This window comes from Streptomyces sp. NPDC001617 (genome assembly GCF_053596855.1).
This window is the reverse complement of record NZ_JBSFHA010000013.1, coordinates 28,238-40,374: the sequence shown is the minus strand read 5'-3', so window position 1 is coordinate 40,374 and position 12,137 is coordinate 28,238. Positions and strand designations below refer to the sequence as shown.

12 protein-coding genes are annotated in these 12,137 nt (G+C 70.9%); 7 read left to right on the top strand and 5 right to left on the bottom strand.

Features of this window, described 5'->3' with window-relative positions; all coding sequences use genetic code 11:
- Window positions 1–84: 84 nt before the first annotated feature.
- From ACWC09_RS12775 to ACWC09_RS12765, 3 genes are all read left to right on the top strand, one after another.
- Window positions 85–1,065, top strand: coding sequence for a lysylphosphatidylglycerol synthase transmembrane domain-containing protein (locus ACWC09_RS12775; RefSeq protein ID WP_450850539.1), 981 nt, complete (start codon window positions 85–87; stop codon window positions 1,063–1,065).
- A 108-nt stretch (window positions 1,066–1,173) separates the two neighbouring features.
- Window positions 1,174–1,938: a crotonase/enoyl-CoA hydratase family protein gene (locus ACWC09_RS12770; RefSeq protein WP_450850538.1), complete on the top strand. Its 765-nt coding sequence runs from the start codon at window positions 1,174–1,176 to the stop codon at window positions 1,936–1,938.
- A gap of 137 nt (window positions 1,939–2,075) precedes the next feature.
- Window positions 2,076–3,170 carry a mechanosensitive ion channel family protein gene (locus ACWC09_RS12765; protein WP_450850537.1) on the top strand — a complete coding sequence of 365 codons (1,095 nt, stop codon included), beginning with the start codon at window positions 2,076–2,078 and terminating at the stop codon, window positions 3,168–3,170.
- Window positions 3,171–3,182: 12 nt separating this feature from the next.
- Here the strand turns inward: ACWC09_RS12765 and ACWC09_RS12760 are convergent, their stop codons facing one another.
- Window positions 3,183–4,724 (bottom strand): M1 family metallopeptidase, encoded by a 1,542-nt coding sequence (locus ACWC09_RS12760; RefSeq protein ID WP_450850536.1) that lies wholly within the window; start codon window positions 4,722–4,724, stop codon window positions 3,183–3,185.
- A 177-nt stretch (window positions 4,725–4,901) separates the two neighbouring features.
- On the opposite strand from ACWC09_RS12760, the gene ACWC09_RS12755 reads away from it, so the two are divergent.
- Both ACWC09_RS12755 and ACWC09_RS12750 read left to right on the top strand, forming a co-directional pair.
- Entirely contained in the window at window positions 4,902–7,121 is a 2,220-nt protein-coding gene (locus ACWC09_RS12755; protein ID WP_450850535.1) for an NADP-dependent isocitrate dehydrogenase, read from the top strand.
- 205 nt (window positions 7,122–7,326) lie between these two features.
- Window positions 7,327–7,626: a hypothetical protein gene (locus ACWC09_RS12750; RefSeq protein WP_450850534.1), complete on the top strand. Its 300-nt coding sequence runs from the start codon at window positions 7,327–7,329 to the stop codon at window positions 7,624–7,626.
- On the opposite strand, the gene ACWC09_RS12745 is transcribed toward ACWC09_RS12750, so the two are convergent.
- The gene (locus tag ACWC09_RS12745; protein ID WP_450850533.1) at window positions 7,610–8,716 is read right to left on the bottom strand and encodes a DNA glycosylase AlkZ-like family protein; all 1,107 of its coding nucleotides are present in this window, start codon (window positions 8,714–8,716) and stop codon (window positions 7,610–7,612) included. The genes ACWC09_RS12750 and ACWC09_RS12745 overlap by 17 nt on opposite strands.
- 137 nt (window positions 8,717–8,853) lie before the next feature.
- Entirely contained in the window at window positions 8,854–9,195 is a 342-nt protein-coding gene (locus ACWC09_RS12740; protein ID WP_450850532.1) for a DUF5713 family protein, read from the bottom strand.
- 52 nt (window positions 9,196–9,247) lie between these two features.
- Between ACWC09_RS12740 and ACWC09_RS12735 the strand changes: the two genes are divergently transcribed.
- A complete protein-coding gene (locus ACWC09_RS12735) occupies window positions 9,248–9,796 on the top strand; it encodes a YciI family protein (protein ID WP_450850531.1) in 549 nt (182 codons plus the stop codon).
- A gap of 6 nt (window positions 9,797–9,802) precedes the next feature.
- Here ACWC09_RS12735 and ACWC09_RS12730 read toward each other — a convergent pair whose 3' ends face one another.
- Both ACWC09_RS12730 and ACWC09_RS12725 read right to left on the bottom strand, forming a co-directional pair.
- Window positions 9,803–10,654: an RNA polymerase sigma-70 factor gene (locus ACWC09_RS12730; RefSeq protein ID WP_450850530.1), complete on the bottom strand. Its 852-nt coding sequence runs from the start codon at window positions 10,652–10,654 to the stop codon at window positions 9,803–9,805.
- Window positions 10,651–11,229 (bottom strand): carboxymuconolactone decarboxylase family protein, encoded by a 579-nt coding sequence (locus ACWC09_RS12725; protein ID WP_450850529.1) that lies wholly within the window; start codon window positions 11,227–11,229, stop codon window positions 10,651–10,653. Before ACWC09_RS12725 ends, ACWC09_RS12730 begins: the two co-directional genes overlap by 4 nt.
- 93 nt (window positions 11,230–11,322) lie before the next feature.
- On the opposite strand from ACWC09_RS12725, the gene ACWC09_RS12720 reads away from it, so the two are divergent.
- Window positions 11,323–12,123: an N-formylglutamate amidohydrolase gene (locus ACWC09_RS12720; protein ID WP_450850528.1), complete on the top strand. Its 801-nt coding sequence runs from the start codon at window positions 11,323–11,325 to the stop codon at window positions 12,121–12,123.
- The last annotated feature ends 14 nt before the right edge of the window (window positions 12,124–12,137 follow it).

Here is a 12,137-nt window from a genome sequence, read left to right as displayed (position 1 = left end):
CCTCCCCAGCCGCTTCCCGTCCGTAAGACGCTGTCCGCGATCCCGCAACCCGCAGTTGGCGCGGTGCGGAAACCCTCTCCAGATGTGACTGCGGTTCAACTTCCCCAAGGCCCCATCCCTCCGGGACGGTTCCCCCGTCGCGTCCCGGTCCGCCAGATCCTGTGCCTGGTTCCGCTCCTGCTGGTCACCGTCGTCGCCGTGCAGCACCGTGGCGTCCTGGCCGAGGGCTTCGGCCATCTGCGCTCGGCCGAGTGGCCCTGGCTGCTGGCCGCGGCCGGTGCCACCTGTCTGACCTGGGTGGCGGCCGCGTTCACCCGGCAGGGTGCGGTCGTCGACCGGCTGCCGAAGCGACGACTGCTGGCCACCCAGTTCGCGGCCGGCTCGGCCAACCATCTGCTCCCGACCGGCCTCGGCGCCAGTGCCGTCAATCTCCGCTTCATGACCGTCTGCGGGGTCCCGCTCGCCCGCTCCTCGGCCGCGCTCGCCCTGTATCTGCTGGCGGAGTCGGTGGCCCGGCTGAGCCTGCTGGCGGCCCTGCTGCTCGTCTTCCCGGACGCGCTGAGCTTCGGCGAGCTGCTGCCCAAGGGCACCGTGGGCCCGCTGCTGCTGGCCGTGGGCGCGGTGCTGGTCGTGGCGGCGGGCGTCCTCGCTCTCGTACGACGGCTGCGCAGCGCTGTCGCCTCGTTCCTGCGCACCGCGCTGAGCGAACTGCGCTCGGTGCACACCCGGCCGTCCCGTGCCCTGGCCCTGTGGGGTGGCTCGCTGGCCTTCCCCGTACTGCAGGCGGCCGGGCTGGTCCTGGTCGGACAGGCGCTCGGACTGCCGGTGCCGCCCGTGCACATGGCCGTGGCCTACCTCGCGGCGACGGTCGCGGTCGCGCTGGTGCCGACGCCGGGCGGGCTGGGCTCGGTCGAGGCCGCGCTGGTCGTGGCGCTGGTGGCGGCGGGCGGCCCCGTGGCCGTGGCGACGGCGGTGGTGCTGGCGTACCGGATCATCACGGTATGGCTGCCGCTGCTGCCGGGCGCGTTGACGCTGGGGGCGTTGGTGCGGTTGAAGGTGATCTGAGGGTCGTCGAGCCCCGACGCCGACCGGGCGGTCCGCGCCCCCGACCGCCATCGGCGAGACTCCCCCTGTACGGAACCCTCAGACCCGCACAGGAAAAGGGAGCCCACCATGCCGGTCCGCACCGAGCGCCAAGGGCACGTCACCACGGTCGTCCTCTCGCGACCCGAGGTCCGCAACGCCGTCGACGGTCCGACGGCCGCCGGACTCGCCGCCGCCTTCCAGGAGTTCGAGGCGGACGACCAGGCACGGGTGGCGGTGCTGTGGGGCGAGGGCGGCACGTTCTGCGCGGGCGCCGACCTCAAGGCGATCGGCACCGAGCGCGGCAACCGGGTGGCGGAGGACGGCGACGGGCCGATGGGGCCGACCCGGATGCGGCTGTCCAAGCCGGTGATCGCCGCGATCGCCGGACACGCCGTGGCGGGCGGGCTGGAGCTGGCGCTGTGGTGCGATCTGCGGGTCGCCGAGGAGGACGCGGTGTTCGGCGTGTTCTGCCGACGCTGGGGTGTGCCGCTGATCGACGGAGGCACGGTACGGCTGCCCCGGCTGATCGGGGAGAGCCGCGCCATGGACATGATCCTGACGGGGCGTGCCGTGGGGGCCCGGGAGGCCTACGAGATGGGGCTGGCCAACCGCGTCGTGCCCACGGGTGCGGCTCGCGCCGAGGCGGAGACGCTGGCCACCGAGATCGCCCGCTTTCCGCAGGCGTGCATGCGGGGCGACCGGGCGTCGGTGCTGGAGCAGGGCGGGTTGACCGAGGAGGCGGCGATGCGGGGTGAACTCCGGTACGGGACGGGCGTGTTGGCGGAGGGCATGGAGGGGGCGGCGCGGTTCGCGTCGGGGGCGGGGCGGCACGGGTCGTTCACGGACGGGTGAGACGACGTGTGGGACACGGTCGCCTCGGCGCCGAGGGGATCGTCCGAATCCGCACCATCCGGACAGCCACCAGGTACGAACCCCTGTGCGGATAAGGCAGGATGAGCCGCTGCACATCCTGAACTTGGAGGTAGTCGGTGAACCGAGCGCTCACCGTGGACGACCTGGTCATCGCCGGAATCGCGCTGGCCGCGGGCCTGTTGGCCGCGTTCCTGCTGCGCGTCCTGATGCGGTGGCTGGGCAAGCACGCCGACCGTACTCGTTGGAGCGGTGACGACGTCATCGTGGACGCGTTGCGCACGGTGGTGCCGTGGGCGGCGTTTCTGGGCGGTGCCGCCTCCGCGGGTGCGGCGCTGCCGCTGACCAGAACGGTCCAGAACCACGTCAACCAGGTGCTGACCGTGGTGCTCATCTCCGTCGTCACGGTCACGGCGGCCCGGGTGATCGCCGGCCTGGTGCGGGCTGTCACCCAGTCGCGGTCCGGGGTCGCCGGGTCGGCCACGATCTTCGTCAACATCACCCGCGTACTGGTCCTGGCGATCGGCTTCCTGGTGGTGCTGCAGACGCTGGGCATCTCGATCGCCCCGATGCTCACCGCCCTGGGTGTGGGAGGTCTCGCGGTCGCGCTCGCGCTGCAGGACACGCTCGCCAACCTCTTCGCCGGCATTCACATCCTCGCCTCCAAGACCGTGCAGCCCGGCGACTACATCCGGCTGAGCAGCGGCGAGGAGGGCTATGTCGAGGACATCAACTGGCGTCAGACGACCGTCCGCGCGCTCTCGAACAACCTGGTCGTCATCCCCAACGGGGAGCTGGCAAAGGCGAACATGACCAACTTCATGCGCCCCGAGCAGCAGTTGACGATCACGGTCCAGGTCGGGGTCGCCTACGACAGCGACCTGGAGCATGTCGAGCAGGTCACCTGCGAGATCGTCTCCGAGGTGATGACCGAGATCACCGGCGCCGTCCCGGACCACGAGCCACTGGTCCGCTTCCACACGTTCGGGGACTCCCGGATCGGCTTCACGGTCATCCTCGGGGTCGGCGAGTTCAGCGACCAGTTCCGGATCAAGCACGAGTTCATCAAGCGGCTGCACCGGCGCTACGCCGAGGAGGGCATCCGCATTCCGGCGCCCGCACGGACGGTGGCGCTGCAACAGGGTTCGATCGCCATCCCGCAGCAGCGCACCCACGAGGAGGTGGGCGACGCGCGCGCCGCCCACCTCGACTGAGACCCCGCCGGATCAGAGCGTCGCCGAGTTCTCGTGCCAGTGCCCGCCCCTGCGGCTGTGCGGTGAGGCCGGCGCCGAGTTCACCGGCGTGACCGTCCAGTCCGGGTGGCCGGGCATCCGCGGCGTCCTGGTGCCGTGGAGCCAGTCCCGCAGGAATCCGGACAGATCCCGGCCCGAGACCTCCGAGGCGACGGCGATGTAGTCCTCCGTCGTCGCCGAGGAGTTGCGGAAGCGGTCGAGGAAGCCGCGCTCGATCGCGTGGAAGACGTCCTCGCCGACCAGTTGGCGCAGCGCGTACAGGACCAGGACGCCGCCCGTGTAGCGCTGGTTGTCGAAGAGGTTGACCTCGTCGGGCGCGGCGACCGGGCCCGAGTCGTGCCGCCACTGGTCGCCGAGACCGTAGGTGTACTTCATGCGGTCCTCGAACGTGCTGTAGCCGAGCGAGTCGGTCCAGCCGCGCTCGTAGCGGTACAGCAGCCCGTAGAAGTCGGCATGGCCCTCGTTGAGCCACAGGTCGGCCCAGGTGGCGGGAGCGACGAGGTTGCCGAACCAGGAGTGGACCAGCTCGTGCATCATGTGCGAGCCGATCTTCTTCTCCTCCTGGAGCAGGTAGTTCGGCTTGTACAGGGTGAGGGTCTGGGTCTCCAGGCCCGTGAAGTCGAAGGCCTTCGGGTCGTCGGAGTTGCAGGGCAGCAGGCCGTACGTCTCGAAGGGGAACGCGCCGAGCCGCTGCTCGATCCACTCCAGCAGCCCGGGAGTCAGCGCGAGCGCGGGTTCCAGGGCGGCGGCCCGGGCCGTGGGCACGACGTCCCGCAGGGGCAGCCCGTGCGGGCCCTGCCGGTCCTTGACGACGTAGTCGCCGACCGTGATCTGCGCCAGCTCGGTGGCCATCGGCTCGCGGGACACGTACGTGTAAGCGGTCCGGTCGCCGTCGAGGCTCTCCGTGCGGACGAGCGTGCCGTTCGCCACGCCGCGCAGGCCGCTCGGGACGGTGACGCGGAAGGTGAAGTCCGCCTTGTCCGACGGGTGGTCGTTGCACGGGAAGACGGTGTGCGCCGAGTTCGGCTGCGGGCAGATCGCGAAGCCGTCCGGGGTGACGACCCACGCGGTGTGCGGGAGGGTGCGGCTCGGGTCGGCGCCGTACTCGACGCAGATCGTCACGCGGGCCTTGGCCGGCAGGGGCCGGACGGGCGTGATCCGCAGCTTCTCGTCCGCCTGCTCGAAGGCGGCGGTGCGGCCGTCGACGCGGACGGAGCGTATGTCGAGGCCGAGGGCGTCCAGGGAGAGGCGCGTGAGCGGCTGCGTGGTGCGCAGGCGCAGGGTCACGGTGGCGTCGACGAGCTTGGTCGTGGCCTCGTAGGCGAGGTCGATGCGGTAGGCCGAGACGCGGTAGCCGTCGTTGCCGAGGCCCGGGAAGACGGGGTCACCGAGGGTCTCGGGGCCGGGGGTGCCGGTGTCCCCCGGCACCGCCTGGGCCGCTCCCCCGATGGTCAGTGCCGCGGCCGTACCGATCAGGGCGGCCGCGGGGGCCGTCACTCTGGTGCGATATCTCATGGTCAGCTTTCGCTCGGGCGGCCGGCTGGTCAGGTCCGGCCGTCGACGATCAGATGCACGATCTCCCTGCAGGACCGCAAGATCGGACGTTCGGTTGCACGGACCCCTGTCGAGCCCGCCCCGATCACGAGATATCTTGATGTCGAGCAATGTTGCAGACGTGGAGCGGAGCACCCGGTGACTGACTCGACCATCATCTATACGCACACTGACGAGGCCCCGGCCCTGGCGACGTATTCCTTCCTGCCGGTGGTCCAGGCGTACGCCTCGCAGGCGGGTGTCGCCGTGACGACGCGGGACATCTCGCTGGCCGGGCGCATCATCGCCGTGTTCCCGGAGTACCTCACCGAGGACCAGCGGATCCCGGACGCCCTGCACGAGCTGGGCGAACTGGCCAAGACGCCCGAGGCCAACATCATCAAGCTGCCGAACGTCTCGGCGTCCATCCCGCAGCTCAAGGCCGCCATCGCCGAGCTGCAGAGCCAGGGCTACGCGCTGCCGAACTACCCGGACGACCCGAAGACCGACGAGGAGCGGGACGTCCAGGCCCGCTACGACAAGATCAAGGGCTCCGCCGTGAACCCGGTCCTGCGCGAGGGCAACTCCGACCGCCGCGCCCCCGCCTCGGTCAAGAACTACGCGAAGACCCACCCGCACCGCATGGGCGCCTGGTCCGCGGAGTCCAAGACCAACGTCGCCACCATGGGGCAGAACGACTTCCGCTCCACCGAGAAGTCCGTCGTGATCTCCGAGGCCGGCGCGCTGAAGATCGAGCTGGCCGCCGAGGACGGCACCACCACGGTCCTGCGCGAGTCCGTACCGGTTCTCGAGGGCGAGGTCGTCGACGCGTCCGTGCTGCACGTGGCCGCTCTGCGTGAGTTCCTCACCGCGCAGATCGCCGAGGCCAAGGCCCAGGGCGTGCTGTTCTCCGTGCACCTCAAGGCCACGATGATGAAGGTCTCCGACCCGATCATCTTCGGTCACGTCGTCCGCGCGTTCTTCCCGAAGACCTTCGAGCAGTACGGCGCCACGCTCGCCGCCGCCGGTCTGTCCCCGAACGACGGTCTGGGCGGCATCTACAAGGGCCTGGAGGCCCTGCCCGAGGGCGCCGAGATCAAGGCCTCCTTCGACGCCGAGCTCGCCGAGGGCCCGGCCCTGGCGATGGTCGACTCCGACAAGGGCATCACCAACCTGCACGTGCCGTCCGACGTCATCGTCGACGCCTCGATGCCGGCCATGATCCGCACCTCCGGCCACATGTGGGGCCCGGACGGCCAGGAGGCCGACACCCTCGCGGTCCTGCCGGACTCGTCGTACGCCGGTGTCTACCAGGTCGCGATCGACGACTGCCGTGCCAACGGCGCCTACGACCCGTCGACCATGGGCTCGGTCCCGAACGTCGGCCTGATGGCGCAGAAGGCCGAGGAGTACGGCTCCCACGACAAGACCTTCGAGATCAAGGCGGCCGGTACGGTCCGTCTGGTCGACCAGGCCGGCAACGTCCTCATCGAGCAGCCGGTCGCCGAGGGCGACATCTTCCGCGCCTGCCAGACCAAGGACGCGCCGATCAAGGACTGGGTGAAGCTGGCCGTCACCCGCGCCCGCGCCACCGGCGACCCGGCCGTGTTCTGGCTGGACGAGACCCGTGCGCACGACGCCAACCTGATCGCCAAGGTCAACGCGTACCTGCCGGAGCACGACACCGAGGGTCTGGACATCCGCATCCTGGCTCCCGTCGACGCGACGAAGCTGTCCGTGGAGCGCATCCGCCGCGGCGAGGACACGATCTCGGTCACGGGCAACGTCCTCCGCGACTACCTCACCGACCTCTTCCCGATCCTGGAGCTGGGCACCAGCGCCAAGATGCTGTCGGTCGTCCCGCTGATGGCGGGCGGCGGCCTGTTCGAGACGGGCGCCGGCGGCTCCGCGCCGAAGCACGTCCAGCAGCTGGTCAAGGAGAACTACCTGCGCTGGGACTCGCTCGGTGAGTTCTTCGCGCTGGTCCCGTCCCTGGAGCAGTACGCGACGGCCACGAACAACCCCAAGGCCAAGATCCTCGCCGACACCCTCGACCGCGCCACGGCGACCTTCCTCAACGAGGACAAGTCCCCGACCCGTCGCGTCGGCGGCATCGACAACCGCGGCAGCCACTTCTTCCTGTCCCTGTACTGGGCGCAGGAGCTGGCGGCGCAGACCGAGGACGCCGACCTGGCCAAGGCCTTCGCCCCGCTCGCCGAGACGCTCTCCTCGAACGAGCAGAAGATCGTCGACGAGCTGATCGCCGTCCAGGGCAAGCCGGCCGAGATCGGCGGCTACTACCAGCCCGACCCGGCGAAGGCCGCCGCGGTCATGCGCCCGTCGGCCACCTGGAACGAGGCGCTGGCGTCCCTGAGCTGACGCGAGGGGCCTGACGGCCCGCTCTCCAAGGTCTCCTGCCCCGGCCGGCACCGTGCCCGGCCGGGGCAGAGCCATGCCGTCCGGCGGATGGTGACGCGCGACCGCCGATGGGTGGATGCCTGGCACGAACGGCCTACCACGGCAGGTGGTCGGTACCTCCGGCCGGTCTACTGAGCGGGGGGAACCGAACCGAGGAGGCATTCCCATGGCCGTTGTGTTGTCCCTGCGCTGGAGTGGTGTCACGCCCGAGCAGTACGACGCCGTCCTGAACACGGTGCGCTGGGAGGAGCAGCAACCGGAGGGCGCCGTCATGCATGTGGCCTGGTTCGAAGGGGGCGCGCTGCACGTCACCGACGTATGGAAGGCCCAGGCGGACTTCGAGCGGTTCTTCGCGGAGCGGCTGACGCCCGCTGTCAAGGAAGCCGGCATCGCCGGGGAGCCCGAGGCCCGGTTCTCGCCGCTGCACCGCCGTTTCGTGGCCTCCGGGGTCAGCGGCGCCGCCTGACCAGCTCCAACTCGAGCCAGCGGGCCAGGTCTTCGATCTCCCGGTCGATATCCGTGCTCATCGCCTCGGTGAACGGGACGTCCTGATGGACGGCGTCGACCCGCAGCACCCCCGCCTTGCGGTCGGCTGTGGCGTCGAGCTTTCCGACCAGTTGGTCGCCGTAGAGGATCGGGAGCGCGAAGTAGCCCCAGCGGCGCTTGGCGGCGGGCTTGTACATCTCCAACTGGTACTCGTACTCGAAGAGTTCGGTGGTGCGTCTGCGGTCGTGGACGAGCCGGTCGAACGGTGACAGGAGGGCCGCGCGCCCCTCGAAGGGCAGCCCCAACCGGTCAGGGTCCACGCGCCACGTGCCCCGCACCCCCTCGACGACGGCCTCCTCCCCCGCCTCGCCCACGTCCGCCGGCTCGACCTGGCACTCGGGTCCGCGGGCGCGGGCGATGCCGAGGGCGCGCAGCCGGCGCTCGTCGCGGATGCGCAGGGCCTCCTCGACCGGGATCGAGGGTGCGTCGGGGTAGACGCGGTCCGCCAGGTCCCAGAGGCGGTCGCCGCCGCTGCGGCCGGCGACGGCGACCTCGCCGCGCTGGACCATCAGCTCCAGGAGCTTGGTGACGTTGCGGTTGTTGGTCCAGCCGCTCGACTTCCACGGCTTGGCGCAGGTGTCGGGGAGGGCTCGGGAGGGCAGCGGGCCCTCGGCGTCGAGGCGGGCGAGGATGTCGCGGCGGCACGCGTCATTCGCCGCGACCCACGTGCGGTGGTGCTCCCGCCAGGACGACGGCGTCCCCCGATCCGGCCACTCGGCCATCTCGGCGCGGTACAGCGCGAGATCCTCGCCGGGCCGGATCATCGCCTGCAGCTCCAGCAGCGAGCGCTTCTCCAGGGCGGCGGTCAACTCGGCCGGGGAGTACGCCGATCCGAGGCGGCTCCAGGCCACCAGATCGGCGTTGGGCGCGATCGCGGCGGTGGGGTCGATCTGCAGCAGGGTCAGCCCGCGTACGACCTCCAGCAGACTGTCCGGCCGTATGGCGTCCAGGAGTTGGGCGCGTACGGCGATGCGGCGGGCGTCGGTGCGCGAGAGCTCGTGGACGGTCATGGTTCGAGACTAGGCGAGGGGTCTGACAGCAGCGCGCGGACCGGCCGAGGGTGATCGAGTCGCCGTACGGGCACGACGGGTTTCTGATCGAGACCGGGCAAGTCGCGGGTGTTGTCGGGGAGTTGCTGGGCTGGGGCTCACCACTCCCGGGTGGCGATGAGCTTCTCCGCGTCCGCGTCCTCGAAGCCGTAGGCCTGGGCGATGAACCAGAAGTCGCCGCCGATCTCCTCCCGCGCCACGGTCTCGATCTCGCTGCCCGCCTCGTCGAACTCCGCCTCCAGCGCGTTGAATTCCTCGGTGGCGGCCTGTGTCAGCGCATACAGCGCCGCGAGGTCGGCGGGCCGCTCGGCCTCGATGCGCTCGCACAGGGCCAGCAGGATCGCCTTACCGCGGTCCAGCACGTGATCGGGGAAGTAGTCGTCCTCGTAGAGCACTTCCAGAAACGCGCGCTCGGTGATCCGCCGGCTACTGATGGGCATGGTGCTCCCCGCCGGTGCTCGTCGTGCGACAGTCGGCCATACGGTATGCGTCATGGAGTTCTTCTGCTACCACCGCGACCGGCCCGGTTCCTCCTCCCTGCGCGACGAGCTGATCGAGGAACACTGGTCCTACATGGACGGGTTCGCGGCCGAACTCATCGCCCGTGGGCCGACCTTCGCGGACGACGGCGAAACGCCCACCGGGAGTGTGCACATCGTCGATCTGCCGGATGCCGCCGCCGCGCGGGCGTTCGCCTTCGAGGAGCCCAACTACCAGGCGGGCGTGTACCGGGACGTGTTGGTGCGGCGGTGGCGGAATCTGTTGGGGCGGACCATGTGGGACTTCGCCGGTGGTCGGTCCGGTGGGAACCGGTATCTGGTGCTGGGTCTCGGGGCGGGGCCCGAGGTCGACCTTCATGTGCCTTCGGATCAGGGCGAGTTGATCGCGTACGGGCCGCTGCTCTCCGACGACGGCGAGACCTGGGTGGGGACGGCGGTACTGCTCCGGGCCCCGGACCCGCAGACAGCACGTGCCGTCCTGACCGTGGACCGGTACGCCGCCGTCGAGGTGCACGACTGGGAGTTCGGCGGGCGACGCTAGGCGGGGCTATCGGGCGAGCTCGGCCGGTGTGTCCAGGCGCGTCAGCTTGCGCGGGTTCGCCACCGCGTGGATGCGGGTGATCCGGCCGTTCTCCACGACCAGGCTCACCGCCGCCACTTGGCCGTCGACCTCGATACGTCCCGCGGGCGCGCCGTTGAGCCACACCGCCGACACCGTCCGGTCCGGGCGTGCCAGCAGCCTCGCCACCACGTCGGCGCCGTGGATCGGGGCCAGGGCCGCGTTCGCGCTGCCGCCGCCGTCGGCGACGAGGACCACGTCCGGTGCCATGAGCTCCATCAGCTCCTGCAACCGGCCGGTGCGCAGCGCGGCCAGGAACCTCTCCACCACGGCCTGTTGCTCGGACAGACTCACCTGCACCCGCGGTCGCCGGGCCGCCACATGCTCCCGGGCCCGTCGCGCGATCTGCCGCACGGCCGCCGAGGACTTTCCGACCGCCTCGGCGATCTCGTCGTACGGCAGGTCGAAGACCTCGCGCAGCACGAACACCGCGCGCTCGGCCGGTCCGAGCGTCTCCAGCACGGTCAGCATCGCGATCGAGACGCTCTCCGCGAGTTCGACGTCCTCGGCGACGTCCGGGCTGGTCAGCAGCGGCTCCGGCAGCCACTCGCCGACGTAGTCCTCGCGGCTGCGGGACAGCGTCCGCAGCCGGTTGAGTGCCTGCCGGGTGACGGTCCGGACGAGGTACGCCCGTGGCTCGCGCACCTGCGCCCGGTCGACGTCGGCCCAGCGCAGCCAGGACTCCTGCACCACGTCCTCCGCGTCGGCGGCGGAGCCGAGCATCTCGTAGGCGACCGTGAAGAGCAGGCTGCGGTGGGTGACGAAAGGGTCCTCGGTCATGCCGTCGGCACCGCGCCGGACGTCTCGGCGCGCGTGGCCAGCGGGATCTCGCAGGCGTCGGAGTAGCCCTGTGACGTGATGCCATGGGCCGTGTTGCACCTGGTCGCGAGGTTGGCGAAGCCGATGAACACGGTGAGCTCGACGAGGGCCGCCGGGCCGAGCCGGTCGAGCAGGGACGCGGAGAGCTCGTCGGTGACCGTCGGCGGGGTGTTGGTCATGGCCTCGGCGTATTCCAGGACGTCCCGCTCCAGCGGCGTGAACACGTCCGAGTCCCGCCAGCGCGGCACCTGGCTCGCCTTGGCCGGGTCGAGGTCCTGGTTCAGGGCGTGGAAGTAGTTGACGTCGAGGCACCAGCTGCAGCCGACCTGCGCGGCGACGGCCATGTGCGCGAACGTCTTGAGGCTCGCGTCGGCCGCGTCCCAGGTGGCCACCTTGGCCGAGAACTCCTGGTTGGCCAGGGCGAGTTCGGGGTTGTTCCAGAGCACTTCGACGGGCTCGGGCACGGCGCCGAGCTGCTGGAGCACGGCCTCGCGGAGCTCGGCGGGGAGATCGGCCTTCGGAACGCGCAGCGTCATGGTGTTCTCCTTGTATGCGGACCTGTTCGGGCGTTCGGCATGAAGACACCGCCGGGTCTGTGAATGTGACACCCGAACCCCAGGGAGCAGCCCATGCCGCACGCCGGCGCACCGTCCTTCCAGTTCCTGCCCGGCGCGGACGACTCCCCCGTGATCCTTCACGTCCCGCACTCGGCACGGGAGATCCCGCCTGAGGTGCGGGCCGGCATCGTGCTGGACGACACCGCGCTGGTGCGCGAGCTGGACCACATCACCGACGCGCACACGGCCGAACTCGCCGAAGCGGCGGCGCGCGCGGCGGGCGTCACCCCGTGGCGGTTCGTGAACCGGTTGTCGCGGCTGGTCGTCGATCCGGAGCGGTTCCCGGACAAGCGGGAGGAGATGCTGTCCGTGGGGATGGGGGCCGTCTACACGCGGACCACGCACCGAGAGGTGCTGCGGGGCGAGGGCACCGCCCCAAAGCCGCTGATCGACCGCTACTTCCGGCCGTACGCGCAGGCCATGACGGACGCGGTCGCCGAACGGCTGGCGGCGGCCGGTCGGGCCGTGATCATCGACGTCCACTCCTACCCCACCGCACCGCTCCCCTACGAGCTGCACGGCGAGGGCCCGCGGCCGCCGGTCTGCCTGGGCACCGACTCCTTCCATACGCCGCCCGAGTTGTCGGCGGCGGCGCGGAAGGCGTTCGCGGCGGCCGGGGAGACAGGACTGGACAGCCCCTTCGCCGGGACCTACGTGCCGTTGGAGTTCTACGGGAAGGACGCGCGGGTCGGTGCCCTGATGGTGGAGATCCGGCGGGACACCTACATGACCGAACCGGGCGGGCCCGCCGGGCCGGGGCTGCACCGGCTGGGGTCGGCGCTGGCCGCGCTGGTGGACGCCGTATCGGCCTGACCTCCGGCTTCAGC

Bases quoted from the DNA above. Each gene is read 5' to 3' on its own strand.
- ACWC09_RS12770 (WP_450850538.1), top strand. From the start codon at position 1,174: ATGCCGGTCCGCACCGAGCGCCAAGGGCACGTCACCACGGTCGTCCTC.
- ACWC09_RS12760 (WP_450850536.1), bottom strand. From the start codon at position 4,724: ATGAGATATCGCACCAGAGTGACGGCCCCCGCGGCCGCCCTGATCGGT.
- ACWC09_RS12750 (WP_450850534.1), top strand. From the start codon at position 7,327: ATGGCCGTTGTGTTGTCCCTGCGCTGGAGTGGTGTCACGCCCGAGCAG.
- ACWC09_RS12745 (WP_450850533.1), bottom strand. From the start codon at position 8,716: ATGACCGTCCACGAGCTCTCGCGCACCGACGCCCGCCGCATCGCCGTA.
- ACWC09_RS12740 (WP_450850532.1), bottom strand. From the start codon at position 9,195: ATGCCCATCAGTAGCCGGCGGATCACCGAGCGCGCGTTTCTGGAAGTG.
- ACWC09_RS12735 (WP_450850531.1), top strand. From the start codon at position 9,248: ATGGAGTTCTTCTGCTACCACCGCGACCGGCCCGGTTCCTCCTCCCTG.
- ACWC09_RS12730 (WP_450850530.1), bottom strand. From the start codon at position 10,654: ATGACCGAGGACCCTTTCGTCACCCACCGCAGCCTGCTCTTCACGGTC.
- ACWC09_RS12725 (WP_450850529.1), bottom strand. From the start codon at position 11,229: ATGACGCTGCGCGTTCCGAAGGCCGATCTCCCCGCCGAGCTCCGCGAG.
- ACWC09_RS12720 (WP_450850528.1), top strand. From the start codon at position 11,323: ATGCCGCACGCCGGCGCACCGTCCTTCCAGTTCCTGCCCGGCGCGGAC.